Annotated in this window: 21 protein-coding genes and 1 riboswitch; of the genes, 5 read left to right on the top strand and 16 right to left on the bottom strand. The window is 69.7% G+C overall.

From position 1 onward, the window contains the following. Positions 1-26: 26 nt before the first annotated feature. Positions 27-536 carry a GNAT family N-acetyltransferase gene (locus tag ABZ434_RS17235; RefSeq protein ID WP_359136717.1) on the top strand — a complete coding sequence of 170 codons (510 nt, stop codon included), beginning with the start codon at positions 27-29 and terminating at the stop codon, positions 534-536. Between the two features lie 139 nt (positions 537-675). Here the strand turns inward: ABZ434_RS17235 and ABZ434_RS17230 are convergent, their stop codons facing one another. Next, positions 676-1,461 (bottom strand): CbtA family protein, encoded by a 786-nt coding sequence (locus tag ABZ434_RS17230; protein ID WP_359136714.1) that lies wholly within the window; start codon positions 1,459-1,461, stop codon positions 676-678. Positions 1,462-1,490: 29 nt separating this feature from the next. Further along, entirely contained in the window at positions 1,491-1,706 is a 216-nt protein-coding gene (locus ABZ434_RS17225; protein WP_219570050.1) for a CbtB-domain containing protein, read from the bottom strand. A gap of 45 nt (positions 1,707-1,751) precedes the next feature. Continuing rightward, positions 1,752-1,845, bottom strand: a riboswitch (adenosylcobalamin (AdoCbl) riboswitch). Between the two features lie 123 nt (positions 1,846-1,968). On the opposite strand from ABZ434_RS17225, the gene ABZ434_RS17220 reads away from it, so the two are divergent. Then, the gene (locus ABZ434_RS17220; protein WP_359136710.1) at positions 1,969-2,589 is read left to right on the top strand and encodes a histidine phosphatase family protein; all 621 of its coding nucleotides are present in this window, start codon (positions 1,969-1,971) and stop codon (positions 2,587-2,589) included. A gap of 59 nt (positions 2,590-2,648) precedes the next feature. Here ABZ434_RS17220 and ABZ434_RS17215 read toward each other — a convergent pair whose 3' ends face one another. Next, a complete protein-coding gene (locus tag ABZ434_RS17215; RefSeq protein WP_359136707.1) occupies positions 2,649-4,502 on the bottom strand; it encodes a glycoside hydrolase family 15 protein in 1,854 nt (617 codons plus the stop codon). 396 nt (positions 4,503-4,898) lie between these two features. Between ABZ434_RS17215 and ABZ434_RS17210 the strand changes: the two genes are divergently transcribed. Both ABZ434_RS17210 and ABZ434_RS17205 read left to right on the top strand, forming a co-directional pair. Then, positions 4,899-8,633 carry a S8 family serine peptidase gene (locus ABZ434_RS17210; protein WP_359136704.1) on the top strand — a complete coding sequence of 1,245 codons (3,735 nt, stop codon included), beginning with the start codon at positions 4,899-4,901 and terminating at the stop codon, positions 8,631-8,633. Between the two features lie 137 nt (positions 8,634-8,770). After that, entirely contained in the window at positions 8,771-9,784 is a 1,014-nt protein-coding gene (locus ABZ434_RS17205; RefSeq protein ID WP_359136701.1) for a winged helix-turn-helix transcriptional regulator, read from the top strand. 38 nt (positions 9,785-9,822) lie between these two features. Here the strand turns inward: ABZ434_RS17205 and ABZ434_RS17200 are convergent, their stop codons facing one another. The 7 genes from ABZ434_RS17200 to ABZ434_RS17170 all read right to left on the bottom strand — a co-directional run bounded on the left by ABZ434_RS17200 (position 9,823) and on the right by ABZ434_RS17170 (position 18,079). Further along, positions 9,823-11,115, bottom strand: a complete 1,293-nt coding sequence (locus ABZ434_RS17200; protein ID WP_359136698.1) for a DUF2254 domain-containing protein — start codon at positions 11,113-11,115, stop codon at positions 9,823-9,825. Positions 11,116-11,210: 95 nt separating this feature from the next. Next, positions 11,211-12,968 carry a cation:proton antiporter gene (locus ABZ434_RS17195; RefSeq protein WP_359136696.1) on the bottom strand — a complete coding sequence of 586 codons (1,758 nt, stop codon included), beginning with the start codon at positions 12,966-12,968 and terminating at the stop codon, positions 11,211-11,213. Between the two features lie 66 nt (positions 12,969-13,034). Then, a complete protein-coding gene (locus ABZ434_RS17190; RefSeq protein WP_359136693.1) occupies positions 13,035-14,078 on the bottom strand; it encodes a cytochrome d ubiquinol oxidase subunit II in 1,044 nt (347 codons plus the stop codon). Then, positions 14,075-15,535 (bottom strand): cytochrome ubiquinol oxidase subunit I, encoded by a 1,461-nt coding sequence (locus ABZ434_RS17185; protein WP_359136690.1) that lies wholly within the window; start codon positions 15,533-15,535, stop codon positions 14,075-14,077. Before ABZ434_RS17185 ends, ABZ434_RS17190 begins: the two co-directional genes overlap by 4 nt. Positions 15,536-15,566: 31 nt before the next feature. Beyond that, positions 15,567-16,409 carry an SDR family oxidoreductase gene (locus ABZ434_RS17180; RefSeq protein ID WP_359136687.1) on the bottom strand — a complete coding sequence of 281 codons (843 nt, stop codon included), beginning with the start codon at positions 16,407-16,409 and terminating at the stop codon, positions 15,567-15,569. Between the two features lie 264 nt (positions 16,410-16,673). Then, positions 16,674-17,453, bottom strand: a complete 780-nt coding sequence (locus tag ABZ434_RS17175; RefSeq protein WP_359136684.1) for a sporulation protein — start codon at positions 17,451-17,453, stop codon at positions 16,674-16,676. A 134-nt stretch (positions 17,454-17,587) separates the two neighbouring features. Next, positions 17,588-18,079: a TetR/AcrR family transcriptional regulator gene (locus tag ABZ434_RS17170; RefSeq protein ID WP_359136969.1), complete on the bottom strand. Its 492-nt coding sequence runs from the start codon at positions 18,077-18,079 to the stop codon at positions 17,588-17,590. A 174-nt stretch (positions 18,080-18,253) separates the two neighbouring features. Between ABZ434_RS17170 and ABZ434_RS17165 the strand changes: the two genes are divergently transcribed. After that, complete coding sequence (locus ABZ434_RS17165) at positions 18,254-19,696, top strand: aldehyde dehydrogenase (RefSeq protein WP_359136681.1); 1,443 nt, start codon at positions 18,254-18,256, stop codon at positions 19,694-19,696. A 139-nt stretch (positions 19,697-19,835) separates the two neighbouring features. Here ABZ434_RS17165 and ABZ434_RS17160 read toward each other — a convergent pair whose 3' ends face one another. From ABZ434_RS17160 to ABZ434_RS17135, 6 genes are all read right to left on the bottom strand, one after another. Beyond that, positions 19,836-21,659, bottom strand: coding sequence for a TIM barrel protein (locus tag ABZ434_RS17160; RefSeq protein ID WP_359136678.1), 1,824 nt, complete (start codon positions 21,657-21,659; stop codon positions 19,836-19,838). After that, positions 21,617-22,543 (bottom strand): shikimate dehydrogenase, encoded by a 927-nt coding sequence (locus tag ABZ434_RS17155; protein ID WP_359136676.1) that lies wholly within the window; start codon positions 22,541-22,543, stop codon positions 21,617-21,619. Before ABZ434_RS17155 ends, ABZ434_RS17160 begins: the two co-directional genes overlap by 43 nt. Beyond that, positions 22,540-22,887: an FAD-dependent oxidoreductase gene (locus tag ABZ434_RS17150; protein WP_359136673.1), complete on the bottom strand. Its 348-nt coding sequence runs from the start codon at positions 22,885-22,887 to the stop codon at positions 22,540-22,542. Before ABZ434_RS17150 ends, ABZ434_RS17155 begins: the two co-directional genes overlap by 4 nt. 183 nt (positions 22,888-23,070) lie before the next feature. Next, positions 23,071-23,817 (bottom strand): ABC transporter ATP-binding protein, encoded by a 747-nt coding sequence (locus ABZ434_RS17145; protein ID WP_359136670.1) that lies wholly within the window; start codon positions 23,815-23,817, stop codon positions 23,071-23,073. After that, positions 23,814-25,649, bottom strand: coding sequence for a branched-chain amino acid ABC transporter ATP-binding protein/permease (locus ABZ434_RS17140; protein WP_359136667.1), 1,836 nt, complete (start codon positions 25,647-25,649; stop codon positions 23,814-23,816). Before ABZ434_RS17140 ends, ABZ434_RS17145 begins: the two co-directional genes overlap by 4 nt. Continuing rightward, positions 25,646-26,515, bottom strand: a complete 870-nt coding sequence (locus tag ABZ434_RS17135; RefSeq protein ID WP_356314758.1) for a branched-chain amino acid ABC transporter permease — start codon at positions 26,513-26,515, stop codon at positions 25,646-25,648. Before ABZ434_RS17135 ends, ABZ434_RS17140 begins: the two co-directional genes overlap by 4 nt. Between the last annotated feature and the right edge of the window lie 10 nt (positions 26,516-26,525).

Here is a 26,525-nt window from a genome sequence, read left to right as displayed (position 1 = left end):
ACGTGCCCCGTGATACTTCACAGGGCATGACCGACCTCGTCACGCCGCGGCTGATCCTGTCCCCGATGACCGTTGCCGACGCCGAGCAGGTGGCAGCGGGCGAGCCGGCTGACGGTGCCCGCTGGGCTCCGGGCTATCCCTCGCCGGGTGAGTCGAGGGCGGCCCGCCGGTTCCTGGAAACATGCGCCGGCACCGGCGACCCCACTCCGTACGGTTCGTACGCGATACGCCGCCGCGAGGACGGGCTGGTGATCGGTGGAACCGGGTTCCACGGAGCGCCCGACGAGAAGGGCCACGTCACGATCGGTTACGGGCTCGTGGAATCGATGCGGGGTCGGGGGTACGCCTCCGAGGCGCTCCGGGCACTCCTGCGTTTCACCCGCGACCGGGGCGTCGCGTGCGTGCACGGGGACACCGACCTCGACAACGTCGCCTCCCAGTACGTCATGGCCGCGGCGGGCATGCGTCTCGTGAAGCAGGACGCGCAGCTGAAGCACTACCGGATCGACTGGGACGGGTCCGCCGGGCGGGAGTGAGGCGGTTTCCGCGCGCGACAGAGCCCGCCGGGATGTTCCCGGCGGGCTCTGTGCGTGATGTCGGCACCGCGTGCGTCCTGACTGCTCTGCACATGGCACGGCGTCCGGCCCCGGTGACGGGCGGGTGGTGCTCGCGGAATCAGCCGACGGCGGTGGCCGGCCTGTTCGCCTTGCCGTCCTGGGCCGTGACCGTATCCGGTCTCGGCGCCAGCAGCCGCTCGGTGAGATGGCCGAAGACCAGCCCGAAGGTGGTCCAGAGCGTGATCTGCACCGCGAGGGTGGCCAGCCTGAACTCCCAGAGCAGGGACGCCGGGAAGTCCTTTCCGACCTCGTTGAACGACGGCAGGAAGGCGTAGGCCAGCCCGATGACCAGCACATAGCCCGCGGCAGCCGCGACGGAGGCGTTCCAGTTGCCCAGGCGTGGAGCGAGCCGCCTGCCGAGGATGACGGCGGCCACGGCCAGCAGGACGCTCAGCGCGACCATCAGGAAGAACAACGCGGTGCGCCGGCCGATGGTGTCGGGGTTGCCGACCGCCGGCGGATTCGCCGGGTACTTCAGGAACGGCACGATGTACACGGTCAGCAGGGCGGCGCCCGCGACCAGCGCGGCCGTCGCCCGGGGGCCGAACCGTCCCAACCGGCCGAGGGCGTAACAGAAGACGAGTGCCGCGATGCCGCCGACGGCCACGCCGAAGACGAGTACACCGGTGGCGAGGCCGCCGGTGGCCTGCATGCCCCGGCTGACCAGTTCCTCGCCGCCGCCGTGGTCGTGGCCGTGGCTGTGGCTGTGCGCCTCTTCGAGGGCGATGGCCGCGTCCACGCGCGACTCGCCGAGGAAGTACGCCACCGCGAGCGCGAGGGCGCCCGCGACGAGGCCGGCCAGCATGCCGCGGACCAGCAGTGCTCTGACAGATATGGAGTTCATGAGGGATTCCCCTGGATCAGCCGGATGGATCAGTGGCAGGGGAAACCGAGGAGGTGACGTCCGTCGTGGACCCACTCGTGCACGCCTTCGCCCGAGATGAGCGCGGTGGCGCCCTGCTCGGCGCCGACGAAGTACAGCAGGATCAGCATGACGACGCCGAAGAAGACCGCCCAAGGGGCAATGGCCTTCAGCGAGATGGGGGTGATGGCGGGTGTGACTGTCGCGGGGGCAGCAGTCTGTGCCATGGCAGAACCTCCTGGGGGAACACGCGTCCCGATCGTGGTGCCTGAGACGAAGGTGCTGGGTCTGACTTCCCGTACGGGTACGGGTTCACAGTGGCGCGACCGTGCCGGATTCTCACCGGACTTCCGTCACACCCTCGTCGTGTCGTCGCGACCATACCGCTTGGGCGTGACAGCCGCCATGGTGCCCGTGGCCGGCCGGCGGGCCCCGGATGCCATGGTGTGCTTGGCCACGTGGCCACAGTTCAGGGAGTTGAGAGCGGGTATGACGGTACGGGTGATGTTGATCTCACCGGGGATGAACGCCGCACTGCGCGAGGCCCGGTTCGCCGGTGACGCCCCCCTGGACAACGCCGGGCTCGCGCAGGCACGGGCTGCCGCCGGCTCGGTGCCTACCGCGGACCGGTGGCTGCGGGGGCCGTCCCGGCGCTGCACCGCGACCGCGGAGGCTCTCGGGCTGCGGTCGGCCACCGAAGACGCCTTGCGGGACTGGGAGATGGGCCGCTGGACCGGTGCCCGGCTGTCGGAGGTGAGCGCGGGCGAGCCGGACGGGGTGGCGGCCTGGCTTGCGGATCCGGCGGCTGCCCCGCACGGGGGCGAGTCGCTGCTGGAGCTCTGCGCCCGAGTGGGCGCGTGGCTCGACGCCCTGCCCGACCGGGTGCGGGGGCCGGCGGAGGCGGACGTCCACGGGGACAGCGCCGGCCGGGTCCTGGGGGTGGTCGAACCCGGCGTGATCCGGGCCTCGGTCGTCCATGCGCTCGGCCTCCCGCCGCAGGCGTTCTGGCGGCTGGACGTGGCCCCGCTGACCGTGACGGAGCTCGGCGGCAGGTCGGGGCGGTGGAACCTGCGCTGCGGCCGGCCACTCGCACCGGGGGCGAGGATCTGACGGTCGCGGCAGGGCGCGGCGGGGCCCGTCGCCCGGCAGCGTTCTCCTCGCGGGAGCCCTTACCCCGCTCCGCTGCCCCCGTTCGCCGCATTGAGCCTGGCGTCCAGCGTGATGGCGGCGTCGATCAGGGCCAGGTGCGTGAACGCCTGCGGAAAATTGCCCAGTTGGCGCCCTGTGAGGGCGATCTCCTCCGAGTACAGGCCCAGATGGTTGGCGTAGGTGAGCATCTTCTCCAGGACCAGCCGGGCCTGGTCGGTGCGCCCGGCCCGGGCGAGGGCGTCGACGTACATGAACGTACACAGGGAGAAGGTCCCCTCCGAGCCGCGCAGGCCGTCGGGCGAGGCCTCGGGGTTGTAGCGGTAGACGAGGCTGTCGCTGACCAACTCCCGTTCCATCGCGTCCAGTGCGGTCGCCCACATCGGATCGTCCGGAGTGATGAAGCCGACCGTCGGCATGCGCAGCAGGGACGAGTCGAGCACGTCGTCACCGTAGTGCTGGACGAAGGCCTGCTTCTTCGGGTCCCAGCCCCGGTTGAGCACCTGCTGGTAGATCGTGTCACGCGCGTCCACCCAGCGACCGCGGGCCGCGGGACGGCCGTCGTCGTAGGCGATGCGGACGGCGCGGTCGAAAGCGACCCAGGACATCACGCGGCCGTAGGTGAAGTCCTTCCGGCCGCCACGGGTCTCCCACAACCCTTCACCGGGCTGGTCCCAGTGATCGACCAGCCAGTCGAGCAGGGTGTGCAGTGCGGCCCAGCCACGCGTGTCGAGGTGCATGCCGTGCTGGTGCGCGAAGTAGATGCTGTCGAGCGCCTCGCCGTAGATGTCCAGTTGGAGCTGGCTCGCCGCTCCGTTGCCGATGCGGACCGGGGCGGAGCCCGCGTACCCCTCCCAGTGCCCCAAGGTCTCCTCCACCAGGTCGGAGGAGCCGTCGACGCGGTACATGATGTTCAGTGGACCGGTGCCGCCTTCGTGGCCGGCCTCCTCCTTCACGCGGTCGTGCAGCCAGCTGATGAACGCCCTTGCCTCGTCCCTGAAACCCAGACCCAGCAACGCGTACACGGAGAACGACGCGTCACGGATCCAGGTGAACCGGTAGTCCCAGTTGCGTTCTCCGCCGAGTTGCTCGGGCAGCCCCGCCGTCGGGGCGGCCACCAGGGCGCCGGAGGGCGCGTACGTCATGAGCTTCAGCGTCACGGCCGAACGTTCCACCGCCTCCCGCCACCGGCCCGTATAGGTGGACTGGCTCAGCCAGGAGCGCCAGAACTGGACGGTCTCGTCAAAGAGCTGCTCGAACTCCGCCACCGGGACCTCGTGCGGCGGCCCGTCGGGGGACGACTCCAGAACCAGGCCGCGTTGCCGGCCCGCCTGCAGGGTCAGGGTGAATCGCAGGTCGTTGTCGCCGGAGAGAATGTTCAGCAGCCGCTCGTCCTGGGGCTCGCGGACTGCGTGGACAGCGAGGTTCAGGTCCTGTGAAGTGAACAGGGCCCCGTGCTCCGTGATGTGCAGCTCGTGCGGTTTGCGCCCGTAGTCGAAACGCGGAGCGATCTCCCCCTCGAACGTCATGCTGCCCCGGACACAGCGCAGCATCCGGACCAGACGGTGCCGGTCCGTCGCCGTCGTTCCGGTCACCGGCATGAAGTCCACCACCTCACCGGTGCCGGCCTCCGTCATGAAGCGTGTCACCAGGACGGCCGTGTCGGGGTGGTAGAGCTGCTTGCTGGTGTAGGTGTCGGCAACCGGCCGGACGGTGAAGTGGCCGCCCTTGCGGCGGTCGAGCAGAGCGCCGAAGACACTGGGGGAATCGAAGCGCGGACAGCAGAACCAGTCGATCGTCGCATCAGTGGTCACGAGAGCTGCGGTCTGCAGATCACCGATCAGACCATGGTTCTCGATCGGGGGGTATTCGTCCATCCTGCGCCCCTTTCAGCACCGATTGTCCATCGTATGCCGACGGTCACACCCCCGTCCTGCCGAAGCAGTCAACCGAGGCGGAGGCGGGTCGGGGCGCCCGCCAGGCCAAAGTGCCCATCCGCTTCACGGCTGCGCCGGCCTCGGGAGGACACGACAGTCCTCGCGGCCGCGCCGCAGGGCTCCCCGGGGCGCTGAGGTCCTCGCCGCGCCGTCACCGGCGCCCTCCCTCCGCCGTTCGTGACGTCCTCGCGGCGCCATCGGTGACGTCCTCGGCGGCGCCGCGACGGGCGACTTGCCCGCATTACGTCCGTGCGCCGCTGACAAGTCACTGCCATGGCGAGGACTTGCCGCCATCAGCCCTTCACGTCGTGCACTCCGCACGGATAGACCGATGCCATGTTCTCCCCCTTTCAGTCTTCCGCCTTCCGGCGCAGACGCCGGCAGCTGATCTCGACCGCCACCGCGGTCCCGCTCCTGGTGTCGGGGCTCGCAGTTCTGCAAGCGCCCGCCCAGGCCGCTCCGAGCAGGCCCACCGTTCCCGCCAAGCCCTCGGCGACCCACAAGGTCACCCTGGTCACGGGCGACGTCGTCACCGTGACCACCATGGCCGACGGCAAACAGACCGCCGACGTCGACCGGCCGGACAGCGCCGTCGGTGGCGTGAAGATCCAAGAGATCAGGGGCGACCTGTTCGTCGTCCCGGACGAAGCGGCACCGCTGCTGGGCTCCGGCAAGCTCGACCGCCGGCTGTTCAACGTCACCGATCTGATCGAGATGGGTTACGACGACGCCAAGTCGGCCACGGTGCCGCTGATCGCGACGTACGCCCGGTCGACGTCCCGCTCGGCCGTCGAGCCGAAGGCCCCCCGCGGCAGCAAGCTGACCCGCCGGCTCACGAGTGTTCACGGTGCCGCACTCAGCACCGGGAAGCGGCAGGCCCACACCTTCTGGGCCACCGTCGCACCCCACGGGGACACGGCGCTGGGAGCCGGCGTGGACAAACTGTGGCTCGACGGCCGGGTGAAGGCCAACTTGAAGGACAGCGTGCCCCTGATCGGCGCACCCGAGGCCTGGGCGGCCGGGTACACCGGCAAGGGGGCCAAGGTAGCGGTCCTCGACACCGGCATCGACGTCAACCACCCCGACTTCGCCGGCCTGATCGACGACACGGTCAGCTTCGTACCGGGTGAGCCCGTCACCGACGTCAACGGCCACGGCACCCACGTGGCGGGCACGATCGTCGGCTCGGGCGCCGCCTCGGGAGGCGACAACAAGGGCGTCGCCCCCGGCGCCGATCTGTTCGTCGGCAAGGTGCTCGGCGGCGCCGAAGGCTACGGCCAGGACTCCTGGGTCATGGCGGGCATGCAGTGGGCCGCCGAGTCCGGTGCCGACGTCGTCAACATGAGCCTCGGCGACTCCTATCCGACGGACGGCAGCGACCCGATGTCGCAGACCGTCGATGCGCTGTCCGAGCAGTACGGCACGCTGTTCGTCATCGCCGCAGGCAACGCCGGCCCGGAGTCGATATCGGCCCCCGGCGCTGCGGCCTCCGCGCTGACGGTGGCCGCCACGGACAAGGAGGACCGGCTCGCGTCCTTCTCCAGCACCGGCCCACTGGCTCGCTCCGGCGGTATGAAGCCGGACATCTCGGCTCCCGGCGTGGACATCACCGCGCCCCGCTCGCAGGAGATGACCGGCGGGGGCGAGGGCCTCTACCGCACCCTCAGCGGCACCTCGATGGCCACCCCGCACGTGGTCGGAGCGGCGGCGATCCTGTCCCAGCAGCACCCGGACTGGAACGGAACGCAGCTCAAGGAACATCTCATGAGCACGGCGAAGGGCCTGGACGACGGGTACTCGCCGTACGAGGTCGGCACGGGCCGCGTCGACGTGGCCGCCGCCGTGCACACGACGGTCCGTGGCACCGGATCGCTGTTCTTCGGCAACTACACCTGGCCGCACGAGCCGGGCGACGTCGCCGTCACCAAGGACCTGACCTTCACCAACACCGGTTCCGCCGATGTCACGCTGAACCTGGCGCTCACCGACGCGGGCGGCCCGTTCACTCTGGGAGCCACCGCCGTGACCGTCCCGGCGGGCGGCACCGCCGCCGTCCCGGTGACCGGTGACCCGCAGACCGCCTCACCGGGCCGGCACGTCGGTCACGTCATCGGCACCGACGCGACGACCGGGAAGGCGGTCACCCGCACCTCGGTGGCTCTGCTCAAGGAGGAGGAGCGCTACGACCTGAACATCAAGCTGATCGGCCGGGACGGCAGACCCGCCGCGGGGTGGGTCACGGTCAATCTGGCCGGCGACTCCTGGCCGTGGAACATGTACGTCGAGGGCTCGACCACGATGCGCATGGCACCTGGCATGTACACCGTCGCGGCGTACGTCGATGTCGCGGGCGAGAAGGCGGACCGCTCCGGTCTGTCCGTGCTCGTCGACCCGGAGACGGTGCTCGAGGACCGTGCCGCCGACGTGGTGCTCGACGCGAGCAAGGCGCGTCTGCTGCGGACCGAGGCACCGCAGCTCACCGAGGACCGCCAGCGCAAGGTGGACTTCAACATCCACTACGCGGGCTTCGACCCGTACACCGACTACCGCGGCGCGTACGTCCTGCCGTCGACCTACGACGACGTCTACGTCGCTCCGACGGAGCCCATGAAGCACGGCGAGTTCACGCTGATCACCCGCTGGCGCAAGGGCGAGCCGATGCTCGGGCTGAGCACCGCGGGCGACCGGCTCCGCTTCGAGGCCACGGTGCAGGCGGGCAGTGCCCTGGGCACCGTCACGGACCGGCTGGATGCCGTCTACGCCGGCAACGGCTCTCCTGCCGCCTACGAGAAGGCGCGTGCCAAGGGCAAGGTCGTCGTCATCGGACGCAGCGACGAGGTGTCGCCGCAGGAACGGACCGACGCCGCGGTCGCGGCCGGTGCGAAGGCGCTGATCGTGGTCAACGACGGGGTCGGCACCCTGATGGAGTACGTGGGCGATTCGGCCATCCCGGTCGCCACGGTGCATCGCGACGCGGGCAAGGCCCTCGTCGCGATGGCCAGGGCGGGCGTCCTGAAGCTGACCGTGAAGCAGACGGAGTTCACCCCGTTCGTCTACGACCTGACCCGGGACTACCCCGGCCACGTGCCGGACCGGGCGCTGGTCTACACGCCGGCCAAGCAGGACCTCGCCCGGATCGACGCCCGCTACTACTCGGCCGCGGGCGGCAGGGCGGCGGAGGGCTACCGGTCCGACTTCACCCTCAGCCCGTCGTTCAACTTCCCCGAGCCCGAGTGGCACCCGGGCACGCGCACCGAGTGGGTGACACCGGGCCAGGTCTGGAGGGAGTTCCACGCTCAGGGCGTCGACACGGCTCTGCCGTGGTCGATGGTGTCGGGCGACAACACGTACGCCAAGGGCAGCACCAGCCGGCTGGACTGGTTCGCTCCGGCGACCCGCCCCGGCCAGGGCGAGTCGTTCGGCGTATACAACTCCCGTTGGCAGAACTACATGACCTGGAACGTGCAGGCCTGGGCATCCGCGAGCGACAACATGCGGCTGGGCGGCTATCTGCCGTGGGGTGAGACGCCTTCCCACCTCCAGGTGTTCCAGGGCGACAAGCTGATCCACGAAAATCCGCACGGCGGCGACATGCAGTGGACGGAGGTGCCCGCGGGCAATCTGCCCTATCGCACCGTCCTCGATGTGGAACGGCCCGGTGACGCCTTCCGGCTGTCGACGCGCACCCATACCGAATGGACCTTCAGGTCCGGCACCGTAGAGGCCGAGTTCTTCGAGCGGTTCTCGGTGCTGAACCTGGACTATGCGCTGGAGACGGACCTGCACGGTGACGTCAGGGCCGGCGCGGTACAGCGGATCACACTCAAGCCCGTGCCGATGGACTCCGGCACCGTGCCGGGCACCGTCGGCACGGTGAAGCTGGACGTCTCGTACGACGACGGCGCCAGCTGGCAGAAGGTGACCCTGGCCAAGCGTGCCGGCGATTCCTGGACCGGGTCGTTCCGGACGGCGAAGAAGCCCGGCGGCTTCGTGTCGGTCCGCGCGAGCGCCGCGACGGACAGCGGCTACAGCGTCCGGAACGAGATCATCCGGGCGTACGGTCTGCGATGAGCCACAGCGTCGGGCCCCGGGGAGGCGACTCCCCGGGGCCCCTCCCGTCGAACCCGCTCCCACCAGCGGCTATTCAGGGTCTGCCGCCGTGGCGCATACTCACACCGCTGCGACAAGCGGAAGAGAGTCGGTCGCCGATGCTGGATGTCCTGGGGCTGGGGCCCGACGACGAGCGCGTCTACCGGATGCTGCTCGGACGGCCGGACTGTACCGCGGCACCGCTGTCGGATCTGCTCGGCGTTCCGCGGGGCCACGTCGAGTCGGCCTTGTGCCGACTCGTCGACTGGGGGCTGGTGATCAGGTCGGTGGACGGGCGGTTCACCGCCGCGCCGCCCGCCATGGCGCTCGGGGCTCTCATCAGCCAGCGCCGGGACGGGCTGCGCATGGCCGAACAGGCGTTGGTCACGTTCGCCGAGGAGCACCGGGCGGCGATGACCGGGAGCAGCATCAGCGATCTGATCGAGGTCGTCACGGGCGTCGATGCGATCCGCCATCGTTTCCTTCAGGTGCAGCAGGCCGCCCGGACGCAGGTCCGGTCCTTCATCACGGCGCCCTTCGTCGCCGTGCCGCCCGGCGAGAACTCCGCGGAGCCGATGGCCCTCACCCGCGGCGTGCACTTCCGGGCGGTACTGGACCGGGCCGTGCTGGCCGAGCCGGGCATCATCACCGATGCGGTCGATTCGATGCGCAACGGCGTGCAGCTGAGGGTCGCCGACGAGTTGCCGATGAAGCTCGTGCTGGCCGACGCCGACCTCGGCCTGGTCCCGCTCGCGGTCACACCGGCGGGGGATCCCGGCGCCGTGCTGCTGCACCGCAGCGGCCTGCTGGATGCTCTGGACGCGCTGTTCGAGACGGTGTGGCGCGCAGCCCGCCCGCTCGAACTGGCGGGCATCGGCGAGGACACCGGGCCCACGGTCGCGGTCGGCGCGGAGGGACCGACCGACCTGGACCGGAAGATCCTCGCCCTGCTGCTGGCCGGCCTGACCGACCCGACGGCCGCGGCCCAGCTCGGTCTGTCGCCGCGTACGCTGCACCGGCGCCTGCGCCGCCTCATGGACCTGGCCGGGGTCCGGACCCGGATGCAGCTCGGCGGTCATGCCGTCCGGCACGGGTGGGTGGAGCCGCACTCGGCCCGCCCCGGCCCGGCGTGAGGCCGTAGCCGCAGTGACGGGATCCGGAGCCCCGCCCGCTATGGGCCGGTCCGGGAACGGCCGCCCACCCCCTGGCTGTCGGCAGTCCGTGCGAGGGAACGCCGAGCCGGATCGGGGAAGGCGCGTTCCACCGCGGCGTCCAGGAGGCCGATCTCCGCCCGTACCGCCGGATGGTGGACGGGCGGAAGGCTGTCGAGCAGGCCGTCGAGCAGGGCACGCAGCCGCCGGCAGATCTGCAGGGAGGTCGCCCCGTAGTCACGGATCTCCGAGACGGCGAGCTGGAGGTAGTCCTCCCATTCCCTCCCCCGCAGGACGAGCCGCGGCCTGCCGTCCGCGTCCGCCAGGACATACCGGCCGGGCAGCGGCGACCGGCCGACCGCGGTGAGGAAAGAGTCGATGTGGTTGAGGACCTGTACGCCGGTGGTGGGGTCGTTGACTGCGGGCGAGAGGGCGCGGATGGCGATGTCGACGAGCACCCGGAGGGCGAACGCCGGGTCCTGTTCGATCGTCCGCTCGGGACCGAGCGCGATCAGACCGGTCAGCTGCCGGTGGTCGGGGACGGAGGTGCCGCCCCGGATCTCGACGAGTACGGCGCCTCGGGGGACGTAGTCACCGATCACGTGGGGCACGGTGAACACGCAGTCGTGGCGCGCGGCGACGGCCGAGAGGCCGGCGGTGTGAAGGGCCTGCACGGCGCCGCCCCTCGTCGCCCGGACGACCGTCTTCCCACCGAGCGCCTCGGCAGGCTCGCCGGGGTGCGGCGCCGAGGACCTGACGCTCCCGGCCATGTGCTCGAACACCTCCTCCCCCATGCGGCCGACGAGATCGGCGATGGCGACGGGCCTGAGGTTGTGCGTGAAGCGGTTGAGGTAGACGAGAAGCAGCAGCAGGCTGACGGCCACGGCGCCACCGGCAAGGGTGACTCCGAGGTCGGGGACGGAATGGGTCTCGATGCTGCGCAGCAGGGAGAAGGCGAACGCGAACGTGCCGGTGAAGGTGGCCAGTACGGCCTTCTGGAGCCGGTCCCGGTACCAGAGCCGCATGTAGCGCGGCGACAGTGTTCCTGTGGCCTGCTGGATGACCAGTACACCGATGGTCACGACGAATCCGAGAAGAGCGATCATCGCCCCGACGATGGCGCTCAGGACGCCGCTCGCCGTGGTGGCCGAATAGCGCCAGCCACTCGGTGTCCAGTCGGAACTGTGGGCGGTGACGGCCCATTGGGCCAGCACGAATCCCAGTACGAGACCGGCCATCGGCATGATCCACAGGCTTGCCTTCACGTACTGCCGCAGCCTGAATACGGCGGCCCATGACATCTTGATCCGCACAGGACATCCTCCCTCGCGACCCCGGACGTCCGGCGGCGCGACATTCCACATTCCGCTGCGGCCGGGAAAGATCCGGCCCGGCGCACGCGTCGGTCTCAGGACGTCGTCAGCAGCACCACGCTGTCGCCTTCCCCCGGCGCCACCCTGCGTCTTTCGGTGACGGGTTCCAGCCGCTTGTCCGCACGGATGACGAAGAGGGTTTCACTCCCCGGCGGCAGCGGATCGGAGGCTGCCTGAACCAGGAACCGCGCGCCCGCCTCGTACCGCTCGGCAAGCGCCTGCCGGACGAGCGATCGTCCGAACAGGATGTCCCCGCCCGTGTACGGCGCCACGACTCCGCGGCTGTCCTCGGGAGGGCCGACCCGGTGGACGGGGCCGTCGACGCTGTCCTGCATCATGATCGAGGCGAGCGCGTTGAAGTCGTCGTCGTCCGTGGCGAGGAACACCGCCGTGACCCCCTCCAGGCGGGCGCCCGGGTTGGTGGCCGTGGCCAGCAGATCGCCGGTGGCAAGTCCGATACCGGCGTCCGTGATCCGCCGGCGTTCCTGAGCGAGGCCTGCCCACATCAGCAGGTCGAGGCCGGCCGCTCTCAGGTTCGTTCCCAGATCCACCACCCATGGCGCACCGCCCACCAGCAGGATCCGCGTTCCGGTGGGCCTGACGATGCCCAGCACCTTGGCGACCGGTGCCGCGCTGAGGGAGTACAGAATGACCGTGCCGACGATCACGAGGAACGTGACGGGAAGGATCTTCGCGGCCCCGGCGACTCCTCTGTCGACGAGGTCCGCCGAGAACGCGGTAGCCGTGGCCGCCGCGACGATGCCGCGTGGTGCCATCCATCCGACGAAGGCCCGCTCGCCCGCGGTCAGTCCGGCGCCGGCAGTGGACGCGTACGCGACGAGGGGGCGGACCACGAGGACGAGGACGGCGATGAGGGCCAGGGCGGGGAGGAGTACGGGCACGAGCGAGGCGGGCGTGATCGTGGCGGAGATCGAGACGAACAGCAACCCGATGATCAGCTGCGCCAGGGTCTCGAAGAAGGGGCGTCGCGCCGGCATGTCGAAGGTGCTGATGTTGGTGACGGCGAGCCCGGTGACGATGGCTGCGATGAGCCCTGTGTCGTCCCGGACGACGTCGCAGACCGCGGACACGGCAATCACGGTGGCCAGTTGGGCGAGTGTGCCGAGCGTCTCGCCCAGGCGCAGCCTGCGCAGCGTCAGCCACAGCAGTGCCGTCCCGACGGCGCCGCCGGTCAGGCCCACCGCGATGCTGAGGGCGAACTGGCCGATCTGGTAGCCGCGGCCGATGTCGACCCCGTGCGTGGCAGCGATCGCGTGGAAGACCAGAGCTCCGAGGATGGCGCCGATGGGGTCGGTCAGCGTCCCTTCCCAGATGAGGACGCGGCGCACCTTGTCCGTGGGGCGGACGACATCGAGGATGGGGCCCACGACCGTGGGTCCGGACACGACGAGGATCACGCCCAGCATCGATGCCACCCTCAGCGGCATGTCGAACATGGCGGGTGCCACGGCGGTGGTGACCAGGAACGTGATGAACACGCCGAGTACGAGCAGTCTGCCCACGGTCCACCGCGTCCGGCCGGTGAGTTTCCGCAGGTTGAGTCCGAGTCCCGCGTCGTAGAGGATCACCGCGACGGACATCGACACCAGGACGGAGAAGTTCTGGCTCATCAGTCTGTCGGGGTGGACGACATCGGTCAGGGCGCCTGCGGCGAAGCCCGCCGGCAGCAGAACGATCAGAGCGGGCACGCGCAGTCTGCTCGCCAGGATCTGTGAGCCGGCGGCGAGGACGACGGTCAGCGCGATCCCCAGCAGGATCTGTTCGTCTGTCACAGCAGCTCCCTTCGGTGGAGTCCTGCACGGGGAGTCCGGGTGCACCGGTCGTCAGGTGGTTCCCGCTCAGCCGCCGTCCGGAGGGTCGCCGCCCTGCCGCAGGTCGGCCTCGGTGAGTTCCTCGAGCTCGCCCCTGCTGTCGAGCCAGTACAGGAGGACGACGGCCGGAACCACGATCACGAGCGCGACGAGGGTGACGAACGCCAGCCAGGTCAGCGTGGACGACGCACCGGCGCCCTCCGCGACCGTCATGGACGTCGGAAGGAGGTACGGACGCTGCGCGAGCCCCCAGGCGATGACCGCGCAGGCGACGGTTCCGACGGCCGGGGCACGTGCGTGGCGTCCCTCATTCCGCACGAGCAGCGTCGCCGTGATGAGCAGGGCCGCTCCGGCGGCGATACCGACGCCCAGCCCCGCCCCGTGGGTGAGTCCGTGCCGTACGTACGGTGCGTCCTCGTTCGTGACGAACAGCGTGGCCACCGCCAGGACGAGGAGCACGGCAAGGCTCAGCAGCCCCCGCCTACGGAAGTAGACGACCAGGTCGGGTGCGTCGAAGCGGCGGGCATCGCCTGTCAGGAACACGGCGCCCAGGAAGGCCGCCGCGGCGACCGCGAGCAGGCCGAACATGATCGAGGTGGGGTTGGCCCAGGCGTCCGCCGACGCCTCCGTACCCGGCTTCACACGGCCGGACGCAACACCGCCTGCGGCGGCCCCCAGGAAGAACGGGGTCACGAGCGAGGCCAGGGCGAACACCGCGCCGTAAAGGCGCCGGTCCGCCAGCCGGTGCACGACCTTACGGAAGGCGAAGCCGGCACCGCGCAGGACCAGGCCCACGGCAGCCAGCGCGAGGGGCAGCCACATCGCGGAGAACACGGTCTGGAAGAGGGTGGGGAAGCCGGTCCACATGATGACGAAGACGAAGATCAACCAGACGTTGTTGACCTCCCACACCGGTGCCATCGCGTGATCGATGAGCCATCGGGGCCGCCTGCCGCGTGCCGCGCCTCCCGCGGCCAGGTCCCAGAATCCGGCCCCGTAGTCGGTACCGCCCGCGCAGGTGTACGCGGCGATGGCCAGCAGCAGGACGACGGCGATCAGATCGGCAGTCACGGCTGGTCGCCCCCGGAGGGGCCGACGCCGTCTCCCGCAGGGACTGCCGGCCGGGGGCCGTAGGGGCCGTCCCTCTCCGGCTCATCCGCCGGTCGCCCGCCGGACCGGGCGTCGGCCGACCTCCATCGCGTACGCAGCTTGAGCAGGACGGCGAGGAGTGAGCCGAAGATGAACAGGTAGACGACGATCACCAGGCCGAACATGATCCACAGGGCTGAGGAGTGCGTGGCGGTGACCGCCTCGGCCACGCGCATGTTCTGGTAGACGATCCACGGCTGGCGTCCCACCTCCGTCGCGATCCAGCCGCATTCGACCGCCACCACCGAGGCCGGTCCCGCGCAGGCCGCGCCGAGGTAGAACCACTTGGACGCAGGAAGCCTGCGGTGCCGCAGCCGGGCCAGACCGTACCAGAACGCCAGCAGCACCAGGGCGGAACCGATGAGGACCATGATGTCGAAGGCCCAGTGCGCGATCGTCGCCTGAACGGCTGTCGGCCGTTGGTCCGCCGGTACGGACGTCAGACCGACGACCTCGGTGTCCGGGCTGAAGCCGGCGAGGAAGGAGTCGAGCAACGGGATCCTGATGCCGCCGGAGACGGAGCCGTCGGAGCGCATACGGCCGAAGAGGTACTCCGGTACGCGGGTGTCGGTCTTCCACACGACCTCCATGGCCGCGAACTTGACCGGCTGCTTGTGGAACACCGACCGGGCGATCGAGTCGCCGAGGAAGAACTGCACCGGGGTCGCCACCGCGGCGATGGTGAAGGGGATGGTGAAGCCGAGCCGGTGGTAACGGTCCCGGCGTCCCCTCAGCATGCCGACCGCGTAGACGCCGGCCACCATGTAGCCCGCGGTCAGCAGCATCGCCACGACGAAGTGCCAGTACTGAGGCCCGAACATCGGCGTGAAGATCGCCTTCCAGATGTTCACGTCCACGGGGTTGCCCCGGGCGTCGAGGGTGAACCCCCGCGGCGTGTTCATCCAGGAGTTGGCCGCCAGGATGCCGAACGCCCCGAGCAGCGCCGCGGCCGGAAGCGGCAGCCCGAGCAGGAAGTGCGTCCGGGGCTTCAGCCGCCGCCATCCGTAGAGGTAGATCGCGATGAGGACGGCTTCGAGGAAGAACGCCCATGCCTCGACCCCGAACCCGATTCCGAAGACATCGCCCCACCTGCCCATCATTCCCGGCCACAGCAGCCCGAATTCGAAGGAGAGCACGGTGCCGGTCACGACGCCGACGGCGAACTGAACCGCCATCACCGCCGACCAGCGGCGCGCCAGAAGCAGAGCGGTCGCGTCGTTGTGGCGAAGCCCGCGGTAGTGCATGACCAGCGTGATCAGTGGCAGGGCCACGCCCAGGGGGACCAGGATGATGTGGGAGGCCAGGGTGAACGCCATGAGTTCCCGGGCCGGCAGGAGTTGATCCCGTGCGCTCGCCAGGAGGTGGGCCGAGGGGTGCATGCTCGCCTTCGCTGTTCGGGACCTGCGAAGGTCAGCCGCCGGTCGCGAAACCGGGGAAGAGTGTCATCCCGCCGTCGACATAGAGCGTCGTGCCCACGACGTAGTCCATGAGGTCGGACGCGAGCAGGACCACGGCGTCGGCGATGTCCTCGGGGTCCCCGATCCGGTCGTAGGGGATCAGCCGCAGGAGATCCTCCCGGGCTTGCGGCGTCTCCCATGCACTGCGGTTGATGGGGGTTTTGATCGCCCCCGGGGCGACCGCGTTCACCCGGATCTTCTCCGGTGCGAGCTCCTGGGCCAGGGTCTGCATCATCATCTGCACGCCTCCCTTGGAGGAGGCGTAGTTCACGTGCCCCGCCCAGGGGATGACCTGGTGCACCGAGCTCATGCAGATGATCTTCCCGGCCGCCCGGGACACCTCCGGCACCACTCCGCGCCGGCGGAACTCCTTCGTGGCCTCGCGCGCGCACAGGAACTGGCCCGTGAGGTTGACGTCGAGCACCTTCTGCCACTCGGCGAGAGTCATCTCGGTGACCTTGGCATCGCGCTGCAAACCGGCATTGGCGACGAGGATGTCGAGGGTCCCGAAATCCTGGACCGTGCGATCCACCATCGCGGTCACCTGGGTCTCCTGAGACACATCGGCCTCGTGGGCCACCGCGCGCACTCCGAACGAGGAGATTTCCCGGACCACGTCCTCGGCGGCCTCACGGTCGCTCACGTAATTGACCACCACGTCGGCGCCGGCCCGGCCGAGTCCGATGGCGGTGGCCTTGCCGATGCCCGAATTGGCACCCGTCACCAGTGCTGTCTGGCCCCTCAGCAGGCCGCCCGGCAGAGCATGCGCCCGCGCTGCCTCGACGTGGGAATCCATGACGTCTCCGTCTCCTCGCTGACCCGCTCCGGTACAGCCGGCCACCGGCCGGCAGGCGGGGACCAGGGAACCACCGGCCGGCCGGCGGCGGCAGCTCCGGCGGGCCGCGGTTGGGCCGTTGGGCGGAGCGGCCTCCCCCGGTCGGCTCAACCGGAGCGGCGTGCGAGCGGCTCACGCGGTTCGCCGACCGTGGGGCCACCACCTCAGGACGCGGGTACCTCCCCTGTCCCGCACGTGGGAGCCGAGGCTACGGCGAAAGGTCCGTCAGCGGTCGTCGAGCAGTGCGAGCTCGTCCAGGACCTTGCGTACCCGAGGGCGCCAGTCGACGTCGCCGACTTCGTGATGGGCCGCGGCAAAGCGACGTACGGGGGGACTCCCCTCCCAGTCGCGCTCGTCCGGGGCGGCGCGCCGCACATGGACCAGGGCCCCGACGACGTTCATGTGGAAGGCCACTTCCAGTTGCTCGAGCCGCCTGCCACCGGGTGAGCGGTCGGTGAGCACGAAGGACTGGTGGAAGCCCCGATGCTGCTCCACATTCGGCAGGTAGGAGTCGACGACATGCGCGAAGTCGCAGTAGTACCCCTCCTCCGCGAACGCGTCGAGGACGGCCTCGTGCAACGGCAGGGCCGAGATGTGCAACAGGTCGTTGTCCACCTCGGTCCCGTCGTCGTCCCAGTCGCGGCGGAAGGTGCTCCTGACCGAGAGCACAACTCCCAGGGCACGACCGTTCAGTTCGCTCACCGGCGTCTCCCAGGACAGCCGTTCCGAGAAGGTAAGCCGCTGTTCCTCACCTCGGCGCAGAGTGAAGCTGGAGGGCCTGGCAACGCAGCTGTCGAACTCGTAGTCGCGCTCCTCACCGTCGTACCCCTTGCACCGGGCGGCGATACGGAGGTAGATCCCCTCGACAGGCAGGTCGCGCGCTCCGCCTCGGAGCAGCACCTCCCCCTTCACGTCCCCGCCCGGATACACAGGCCCCAGGATCTGTGTGTCCACCTCGATCGCCTCGCCCGGATTCCCGATCCCGAACAGCTTCTTGAACCCCATGTGCCCCCCAAGTCCGCAATGATCAGTGACAGAAGGCTACCGGCGCGCGGCCGGTGACCACTGGGCCCGCCGTAGTGGGGGGACTGCTCGCGCGACGCGGGCCCCCGTGGGCGCACGCCCCTGTGCAGTTCGGGTCAGGTCGCCGCTCCCAGCCCGTGCAGGAAGGTGTCGACGACGACGTCGGCCGCCTGCGCGGCGCCCAGGTCGGGCATCTGCCGGGCCACGAGGTGCATGAGCTGGGGCAGCAGCGCGGCTGCCCACCCCTCGGGGGCGCCGGCGCGGAGCAGGCCCTCGTCGACGGCGCGCCGGAGAAAGGTCTCGACGTTCCGGCTCAGCACATCCCGCCGTGCGCGAACCTCGTCGTCGGCGAGCATGCGGGTCAGTTCCACGGGCCAGGTGCGATTGACCCCGATGATGTTCTCCACGTAGCGGTGCAGCGCCACGGCGACCGGGGCCTCGCGCAACCTCGCGTCCGCAATGGCCCGTTCGATGGCCTGGAGCCGGCACTCGTAGATGGCTGCGAGCAGTTCCTCGCGGGAGGCGAACCGCCGGTAGACCGTACGCCGGTCCACCCCGGCCTCACCGGCGATGCTCGCGATGCTCACACCCGGATCGGCGGCGAGCATGCGGGCTGCGGTGGTCAGGACGGCTTCCAGGTTGCGTGCTGCATCGGCTCTCACGACGTCACCGTATCTCCCCTGAGAAGGATAGGCGACGTACAGCCGCGACCATGTGAACTTAATGCAATGAACCGCTACAGTGATGTGACAGATAGAGACGCTTCTTGAAGGAGAGAAGAAATGATCACTTACGACAAGCTCTTCGTCGCGGGTTCCTGGGCGACACCGGCCGACGCGGAACTGCTGGAGATCCGCTCCCCGCACGACCGGTCCGTGATCGGCCGGGCGGCACAGGCCCAGCCGGCCGACGTGGACCGTGCCGTGGCGGCCGCGCGTGCCGCCTTCGACACGGGCGTGTGGCGTGGAACGGCTCCGGCGGAGCGCATCGCCCTCCTGCGCCGGTTCAACGAGCTGCGGGAGGCGAACGCGGAGAAGATCGCGGCGCTGACCTCGGCGGAGAACGGCTCCGCCGGATGGTTCACCCTGGCGGGTCAGCCAGGTCTGACGCGACAGGCGAACGCCTACCTGAAGGCGGCACAGGAGTTCGCCTGGGAGGAGACGCTGGCGCCGAGCGATCCGCATGCGCCGGTACGCAGCGTGGTGCGTCGCGAGGCGGTAGGCGTGGTGGCCGCGGTGATTCCGTGGAACTCCCCGTTCTCCTCGGCCACCTCGAAGATCATCCCGGCACTGCTCGCCGGAAACTCGGTCATCCTGAAGGTGTCACCCGAGAACTCGTTGAGCATGGGGTTCCTGGCCGAGCTGCTGGTGCGGACCGGTCTGCCGGAGGGCGTGGTCAGTGTCCTGCCCGCGGATCGTGAGACCAGCGAGTACCTGGTATCGCATCCGGACGTGGACAAGATCGCTTTCACCGGTTCGACGCGGGCCGGGCGCCGGATCGCCTCGATCGCCGGCGAGCAGCTGAAGCGGGTCAGTCTGGAGCTGGGCGGAAAGTCCGCCGCGGTGATCCTCCCGGACGCCGACGTCGCCAAGGCGGTACAGGGGCTGAAGTTCGCATCGCTGCTCAACAACGGCGAGTCATGCATCGCACAGACCCGGATCCTGACGCCGCGCTCCCGGTACGAGGAGGTGGTGGGAGCGCTCAAGGAGCTGGTGGAGTCGCTGAAGGTCGGCGACCCGAGCGACCCGGACACCTTCATCGGCCCGATGATCCGTCCGGACCAGCAGCAGCGCGTGCGCGACTACATCGAGCTGGGCATCGAGGAAGGCGCCCGGCTGGTGACCGGCGGCCCGCAGGTCCCCGAGGGCCTGGAGAAGGGCAACTACGTCACCCCGACGGTGTTCGCCGACGTCGAGAACTCGATGCGCATCGCCCAGGAGGAGATCTTCGGCCCGGTGCTGGTCGTCATCGCGTACGACGACGAGGACGACGCCGTACGCATCGCCAATGACTCCGAGTACGGGCTGTCCGGCGGCGTCTGGTCCTCCGACGAGAACCACGCCCTGGCCGTTGCCCGCCGGATCCGCACCGGCACGGTCACCGTCAACGGCGCCTCCCTCGCTTTCGACGGCCCCTTCGGGGGCTTCAAGGCCAGCGGCATCGGCCGCGAGTACGGGGCGGTCGGCCTCGCTACGTACACCGAGTACAAGACCATCACCGTCTGACCCCGCAATGACCGGCGCGGCCCCCGGGCGGCCGCGGACGGGGTCGGCGGCTGGGCCGGATCAGGTCCCCGAGGCGCCGGGGGCTGGGCACCGGCGTTGCTCCTCGGTGCGCGGCGCACGTTGACCGGGATCGGGCCCCTCACGGGTTCCGTTCGTCCACCTGGGCAGGGGCGAGCGCATGCTGGGCGGCCAACCGGGCCGGGGCGTTGGCCATGCCGAAGCCCTGGTAGCCGTCGACGCGTTGCACGAGTTCGAAGAAGACCCTGCCGACCGTGACGGTGTACAGGTGCAGGAGCTCTCCCTTCTCGTCCCGGTCGTACAGCAGGCCGAGCTCGCGCAGTTCCCGGTGGCGTTCCTCACCGAGGTCGAAGCGCGCCCGCAGGTCGTCGTAGTAGTTGTCGGGGATCGGCAACGTCACGTAGTCCGTCAGGGTGCGGAGCCGGCGGGCGGTCGCGCGGATGTCGTCGTCCGCGAGGGCGATGTGCTGGCCCGGCAGGCCGCGTGGGCCCATCTTCGCCATGTTGAGCACCAACCGGAGCGTGCCGGCCGTGTTGGTCATGGCGCGGCTGCGCAGCAGTCCGTACGGGTCGGCCACCTCGACGCTCTCGTGCGGCCGCAGGCCCAGCACCGCGCGGTAGAACAGAGCGGCCTCGTCGAACTGGTCCCACGGATGCGCGAGCACCACATGGTCGATGGAGCGTACGGAGCCGGGCCCGTGCTCGGGCGGGGAGGCCGGCGAGAAGTCCTCACGCCACAGCGGCTTCACCGAATCGCAGAAGAACAGTTCGGTGCCGTCCGGCGCCGCCACGGCGTCGAGCAACGCCTCGTCCGGTGCGCGGTGCCGAGGGAGCACCGGCGAAAGCAGCGCCTTGGCTCGCGCGGCGGAGAGGGCAGGATCCGGCGAGTCCAGCCCGAGCGCCACCAGGGAGGTGGCGCCATCGCCGGCGGACTGTGGAACCGCCCGGTTGAGAAGGATCCTGGCACCGGACTGTTCCCACAGCTCCACCGGCTTGGTGGCGTGCTCCCCCGTGCGGGCGAAGCCGAGCGCGCCGAGCAGCCTGCTGAGACGCTCGGGGACCGGGGTGGCGATCTCGGCGAAGGCGAACGCGCCGGGCTGGCCGGGCCGGGGAAGGGAGGAGCCGGTGGAGAGGACATCAGCGACGGACTCCTCCAGCGCGATCAGCGACCGCATCGCGTCAATGGCGGTGCGCCCGGTGTCTGCTTGACGGAAGTTGTCGTTGAAGATCTCCAGTGAGAGCGGCCCCGCGTAGCCGGTGCGCAGGACGTGCGCGAGGAGTTGCGTCAGGTCGAAGCCGCCCTGACCGGGAAAGCAACGGTAGTGGCGGCTCCACTGAAGCACGTCCATGGCGAGGAGCGGCGCGTCGGCGAGCTGGAGGAAGAAGATCTTCTCGCCCGGAATCGCCTCGATGCCGCCCGGGTCGGAGCCGCGCGACAGGATGTGGAAACTGTCCAGGCAGACTCCGAGGTTCGGGTGGTCGGCCGCACGGACGATCCGCCAGGCGTGCAGATACGTGTTCACGTGCCGCCCCCAGGCCAGTGCCTCGTACGCGATCCTGACGCCGTGGTCCGCCGCCCGTTCGGCGAGCAGCCGCAGTTGCTCCGCGGCAAGGTCGTTGTCGGTGACCGCATCGGCGGACACGTTCGAGCAGACCAGCAGGGTGTCGGCGCCGAGACGTTCCATCAGCCGGAACTTGTTCTCGGCGCGGTCCAGGTTGGCCCGCAGTTGCTCGGACGAGGTCGAGTCGAAGTCCCGGAACGGCTGGTAGAGGTCGATGGACAGCCCGAGCTGTTCCGCCCGCACGCGGACCTGCTCGGGGGAAAGCGGGCAGCCCAGCAGATCGTTCTCGAAGATCTCCACACCGTCGAACCCGGCGCGGGCGACGGCTTCCAGCTTCTCGGTCAGAGTTCCGCTGAGGGAGACGGTGGCGATGGAGGTGCGCATGAGGGGACTCCTGACTGGGCGGCGACGAGGGTGGCCATGTGAGCGAGCATCCGGTCGGAATCGGGTTGACGTCCCGTGAACAGTTCGAACGCGTGCGCGGCTTGGTGGACGGCCATGCCGCCGCCGTCCAGCGTGCGGCAGCCGACTGCCCGCGCCCGGCGCAGCAGTTCCGTGTCGATCGGTCGGTACACGACGTCGGCGATCCAGAGCCCGGGGTGCAGCAGCTCGGCGGGGAACGGAAGCCCCGGGTGATGGGCCATGCCCGTGGGGGTGGCGTGCACGAGCCCGTCTGCCTTCGCGAGGAGGGGGGCGAGGTGCTCGCGGGGTGCGGCACACGCCCGGTCGGCGCCGAAGCGGACGGCAAGGTCGGCGGCCAGCGCTGACGCCCGGCCGGGGTCCGAATCGATCAGGGTCAGCCGGCCTGCGCCGAGGGTGAGCATGGCGTGGGCCACCGCGGCTCCCGCACCACCCGCTCCGAGTTGCACAACGCGTCCGGTGGGAGCGCCCTCCATACCCCGGGCGAACGACTCGGCGAAGCCGCTCCCGTCGGTGTTGTGTCCGCGGGAGCTGCCGTCGGGGCCGAACACCACGGTGTTCACCGCGCCCAGCGCCCCGGCGTCCTCGGACAGCCCGTCCAGGTGCGGGATGACCGTCTGCTTCCCGGGATACGTGATGTTGAGGCCGTCGTAGCCGAGCCTGCCTGCGGTGCGGACGAGTTCGCCCACGTCGGCGGCACCGAGACCGAGCCGGTCGAGGTCGATGGTGCGATAGACGAGGCGCAGACCGTGGTGGTCGGCCTCCCGTTCGTGGAGTGCGGGGCTGAGGGAGGGGCCGATGCCGGACCCGATGAGTCCGACGAGGTACGAGGACGTGGAAGAGGTCATGGGGCGCTCTTCTCCGGGAGGTGGGCGATGTGGGTGAGCGCGCGGGCGGGCCGGTGGATCGATGAGCGCGCCCTCGTGGTCGCTCTGCCGGCGGTCCGCCTCCGGGCCGTGTCGTGCGACCGTCTCCTGGCTTCGGTGCTGTTCACTGCGGGATCCTCTTGCTGGTGGTGGCGGGGGACCCAGGCTGTGCCGGCAGAGTAGGCGGTCGTGCCGCCGAGCCGTTCGGTCCTCTCCAGCACGAGGACGTCGAGGCCCTCCCGGGCGCCGACAACAGCGGGACCGAGGCCGCCCGCCCCGGAGCCGACGACGAGGAGGTCGACCTGATGGTCCCAGTGGCCGGTCATGGTGTGCTCCCTGTCGAGGGCGCCGGGCAACGGGACAGCCCTCAGGAGGTGGGCGAGCCGGTTGGCGGACGAAGCCGTCCACGTCGCCGTGAGCTTGCGCCCTGAGGTTCTCGACCCGACGGCTGGTCGATGTTCAGTCCGGAGGCATGTCCCCTCGCGACGGCCGATCGGGTTCGGGCCCGCTCATAGCCCGAGGTAGATCTGGCGGACTCGCTCGTCGTGTGCGAGGTCTTCGGAGGTGCCGGACATCGCCACCGAGCCGTTCTCCATCACGAGGCAGTGGCTCGTGACGCCGAAGGTCAGCTTGGCGTTCTGTTCGACCAGCAGGAGACCCAGCCCTTCGCCACGCAGACGGACGAGGATGTCCAGGACGTCTTCGATGAGCTTCGGTGAAAGTCCCATAGAAGGTTCGTCCAGCAGCAGCAGCCTCGGCCTGGACATGAGCGCCCGGCCGATGGCCAGCATCTGTTGCTGCCCGCCCGACAGGTCACCCGCCGCCCGGCTGCGGAAGTCCCGCAGGATGGGGAACAGGCCGTATACATGCGCCAGGGTGTCGCGCGTCTCTCCTTTCCATGACCGGTGGTAAGCGCCGAGCATCAGGTTCTTCTCGACGGAGAGGCCGGGGAAGACGTGGCGCCCCTCCGGGACGTAGCCCACTCCGTGGCGGACCATGTCCCTGGCTCGGACCTTGCTGAGATCGGTGTCGCCGAGGGTGATCCGGCCGCTGCTGCGCGGGATGAGCCCCATGAGTGCCTTGAGCGTGGATGTTTTGCCGGCACCGTTCGAGCCGATGATTCCCATGGACTCACCGGGGGCGACGCTCAGCGCCACCGACCGGACCGCGCAGACTCCCCCGTAGTGGACGGTCAGGTCGGTGACGGCGAGGCTGTCGGTGCCGACCGCGGAGGGCCCGGTGGCGGTGGTGGTCATCGCGAAACCTCCGGTGCAACGTGAACGGGTATCTCGGCCGGTGCCGAGTCACCGAGGTATGCCTCTATGACTTCGGGTGTGGCCGCCACTTCGGCGGGGGTGCCCTCGGCGATGACGGTGCCGGTCGCAAGGACGGTGATCCGTTCGCACAGGGACATGACCAGTCCCATGTTGTGCTCGATGAGGACAACGGTGACGCCCTGGTCGCGGATGGAGCGGACGATGGCCGAGAGCTGACCGACCTCCTCACCGTTCAGACCCGCTGCCGGCTCGTCCAGGAGAAGCAGACGGGGCCGTCCCGCCATGGCCCGCGCGATCTCGATGCGGCGTTGAATGCCGTACGGGAGCGACTGCGGTTGTGCGTCCGCGAAAGCGGTCAGTCCGTACTCCTCCAGAATGTGGTCCGCCTCGGCCTGCAAACGGCGTTCGTCGGCCAGGACGCCGACGGGCCACACGGCGTACTGCCAGACCGCCCTGGTGCGTGACCGGTCCAGGACGACGAGGATGTTCTCGCGGACCGTCATCTGCGCGAAGAGGCGCAGGTTCTGGAAGGTGCGTGCCATTCCGGCCAGGGACAGCTGGTACGGGCGGGCCCGGCCGATGTCACGGCCCACGCCCGCGACTTGGCCTTCGGAGGGGCGGTACAGCCCGCTGATCACGTTGAACAGGGTGGTCTTGCCCGAGCCGTTGGGGCCGACGATGCCGCGGATCTCTCCCTGTTCCACCGTGAGGGTGACGTCGTTGAGCGCGGTCAGCGCGCCGAACCGCTTGGTGACGTGGCTGATCTCCAGGGCCGGCCCGCTGTCGGTGTCCTTGGGGGCATCCTGGTCCGCGGGGGCGACGTCGGGCAGGTAGGGACCCAGCTCTGCGGCGTGCACGTCTTCACTCTTCCTGCGGCGGCTGATCGCTACCCGGATTCGTTCGGGGATCCCGGCGATGCCGGTGGGCGCGAATACCACCATGAGGACGACGACGATGCCGTATCCGAGCTGGGCGTAGACGGCGAAGTCGACGAGGGCTTCACGGATGAGCACGAGGCCGACCGCGCCGACCACGCATCCGACGAGGCTGCGCCGGCCGCCGATGATGACCATGGCCAGCAGCAGGAACATGTTGCTGAGACTGAAGGTCTCGGGGGCCACGTACCGGATGAGTCCGGCGTACAGGATGCCGGCCACTCCGCCGTAGGTGCTGGCGAGGAGGAACGCGGTCATCCGCAGCAGGGGGATCTCCGCGCCCATGGCACCGGCGGCGAGTGCGTCGTCGCGCATCGCGCGCAGCCTGCGTCCGAGCCGGGTCCGCACCACGAAGGTACCGAAGGCGAGCGCAAGCCCGAAGACCACGATCTCCAGGTAGTAGTACATGTACTCGTCGGCGAGATCGATCCCGAAGAGCGGCGGGACGGGGATGCCCGAGATACCGTCCGCTCCTCCGGTGATCTTCGCGTTGGTGATCCAGTTCACGAATCCCAGAGCGAGGCCGAGCGTGACGATGCCGAGGTAGTGGGACTGCATGCGCAGGGCCGGCAGGCCCACCAGGAGACCCACCAGCATCGTGGTGACGATGCCGAGGATCGCGGCGGTCCAGAAACCGTATCCGGAGTGGGTGGTGAGGATGGCGGTGGTGTAGGCCCCGACGCCGAAGAAGGCTACTTGGGCAAGGTTGATCTGCCCTGCGACGCCCATGACGAGACCCATGCCGATGGCGAGGAGCGCGAAGATGATGGCGATGTCCACCACGTGCATGGAATAGCCGTTCAGGCCGTAGGGCAGCGCATACGCCACTACGCACGCCAGCAGGATGAGCGCCGGCTTCGATTTGAGGATGCTCATGCCCGGCTCACCGTCCTCTCGCCGAAGATGCCGGTCGGGCGGATCATGATGGCCGCGGTGAAGACCAGGAAGGTGACCAGGACGCTGTAACCCTGGAAGTGGTCGCCCGCATAGGAGTCCAGGACGCCGATGGCCAGGCCGCCCACCACCGCCCCGGGTATGCTCCCGAATCCGCCGAGCATGGCCGCGGCGAAGCCCTTGACTCCCAGGGCGCCGCCGAGGGTGGCGTCGACGTAGAGCATGGGTCCGGCGAGGCTGCCCGCGAGGGCCGCGATTCCGGCGCCGATCGCGAAGGCGAGGGCGTTGCTGCGGCCCACGTGGATCCCGACGGCGGTCGCTGCCTCGTGGTCCATGGCCACCGCCTGCATGGCGGCCCCCGGCTTGGTGCGCTGGAGGAACAGCGTGAGCAGGACCACGGATACGGCGGTGATGGCGATGACCATCAGGTCGTACGTGCGGATGCGGATCCCCATGAGTTCCAGGGGGCCGGAGGTGATAGGCGAGGGCATGGCCCGTCCGGTGGTCCCCCAGATGAGCGTGGCGGCAGCCTGGAGGACGGTGCCGAAACCGATGGTGCCGATCAGCATCAGGTCGAAGTCCTTGTTCTCCAGCGGGCGCAGGACCCGCTCGATGACCAGACCGATGATGCCCGTGACGACGATCGAGATGACGATGGCTGCGGCGAAAGGCACGTGCGAGGTGAGGTAGAACGTGGAGCAGGCGTAGGCGCCGATCATCGCGACGTCGGCGTGGGCGAAGTTGACGAGGCCCATGGTGCGGTAGACGACGGAGAAGCCGACAGCGATCAGGGCGTAGATGGCGCCCAGGCTGAGACCTCCGACGAGGGTCTGCAGAGTGACTTGCATGGTGGCTCCC

This window comes from Streptomyces sp. NPDC005761 (assembly GCF_040630635.1).
GTDB lineage: Bacteria > Actinomycetota > Actinomycetes > Streptomycetales > Streptomycetaceae > Streptomyces.
This window is presented reverse-complemented; position numbering and strand designations above follow the sequence as displayed.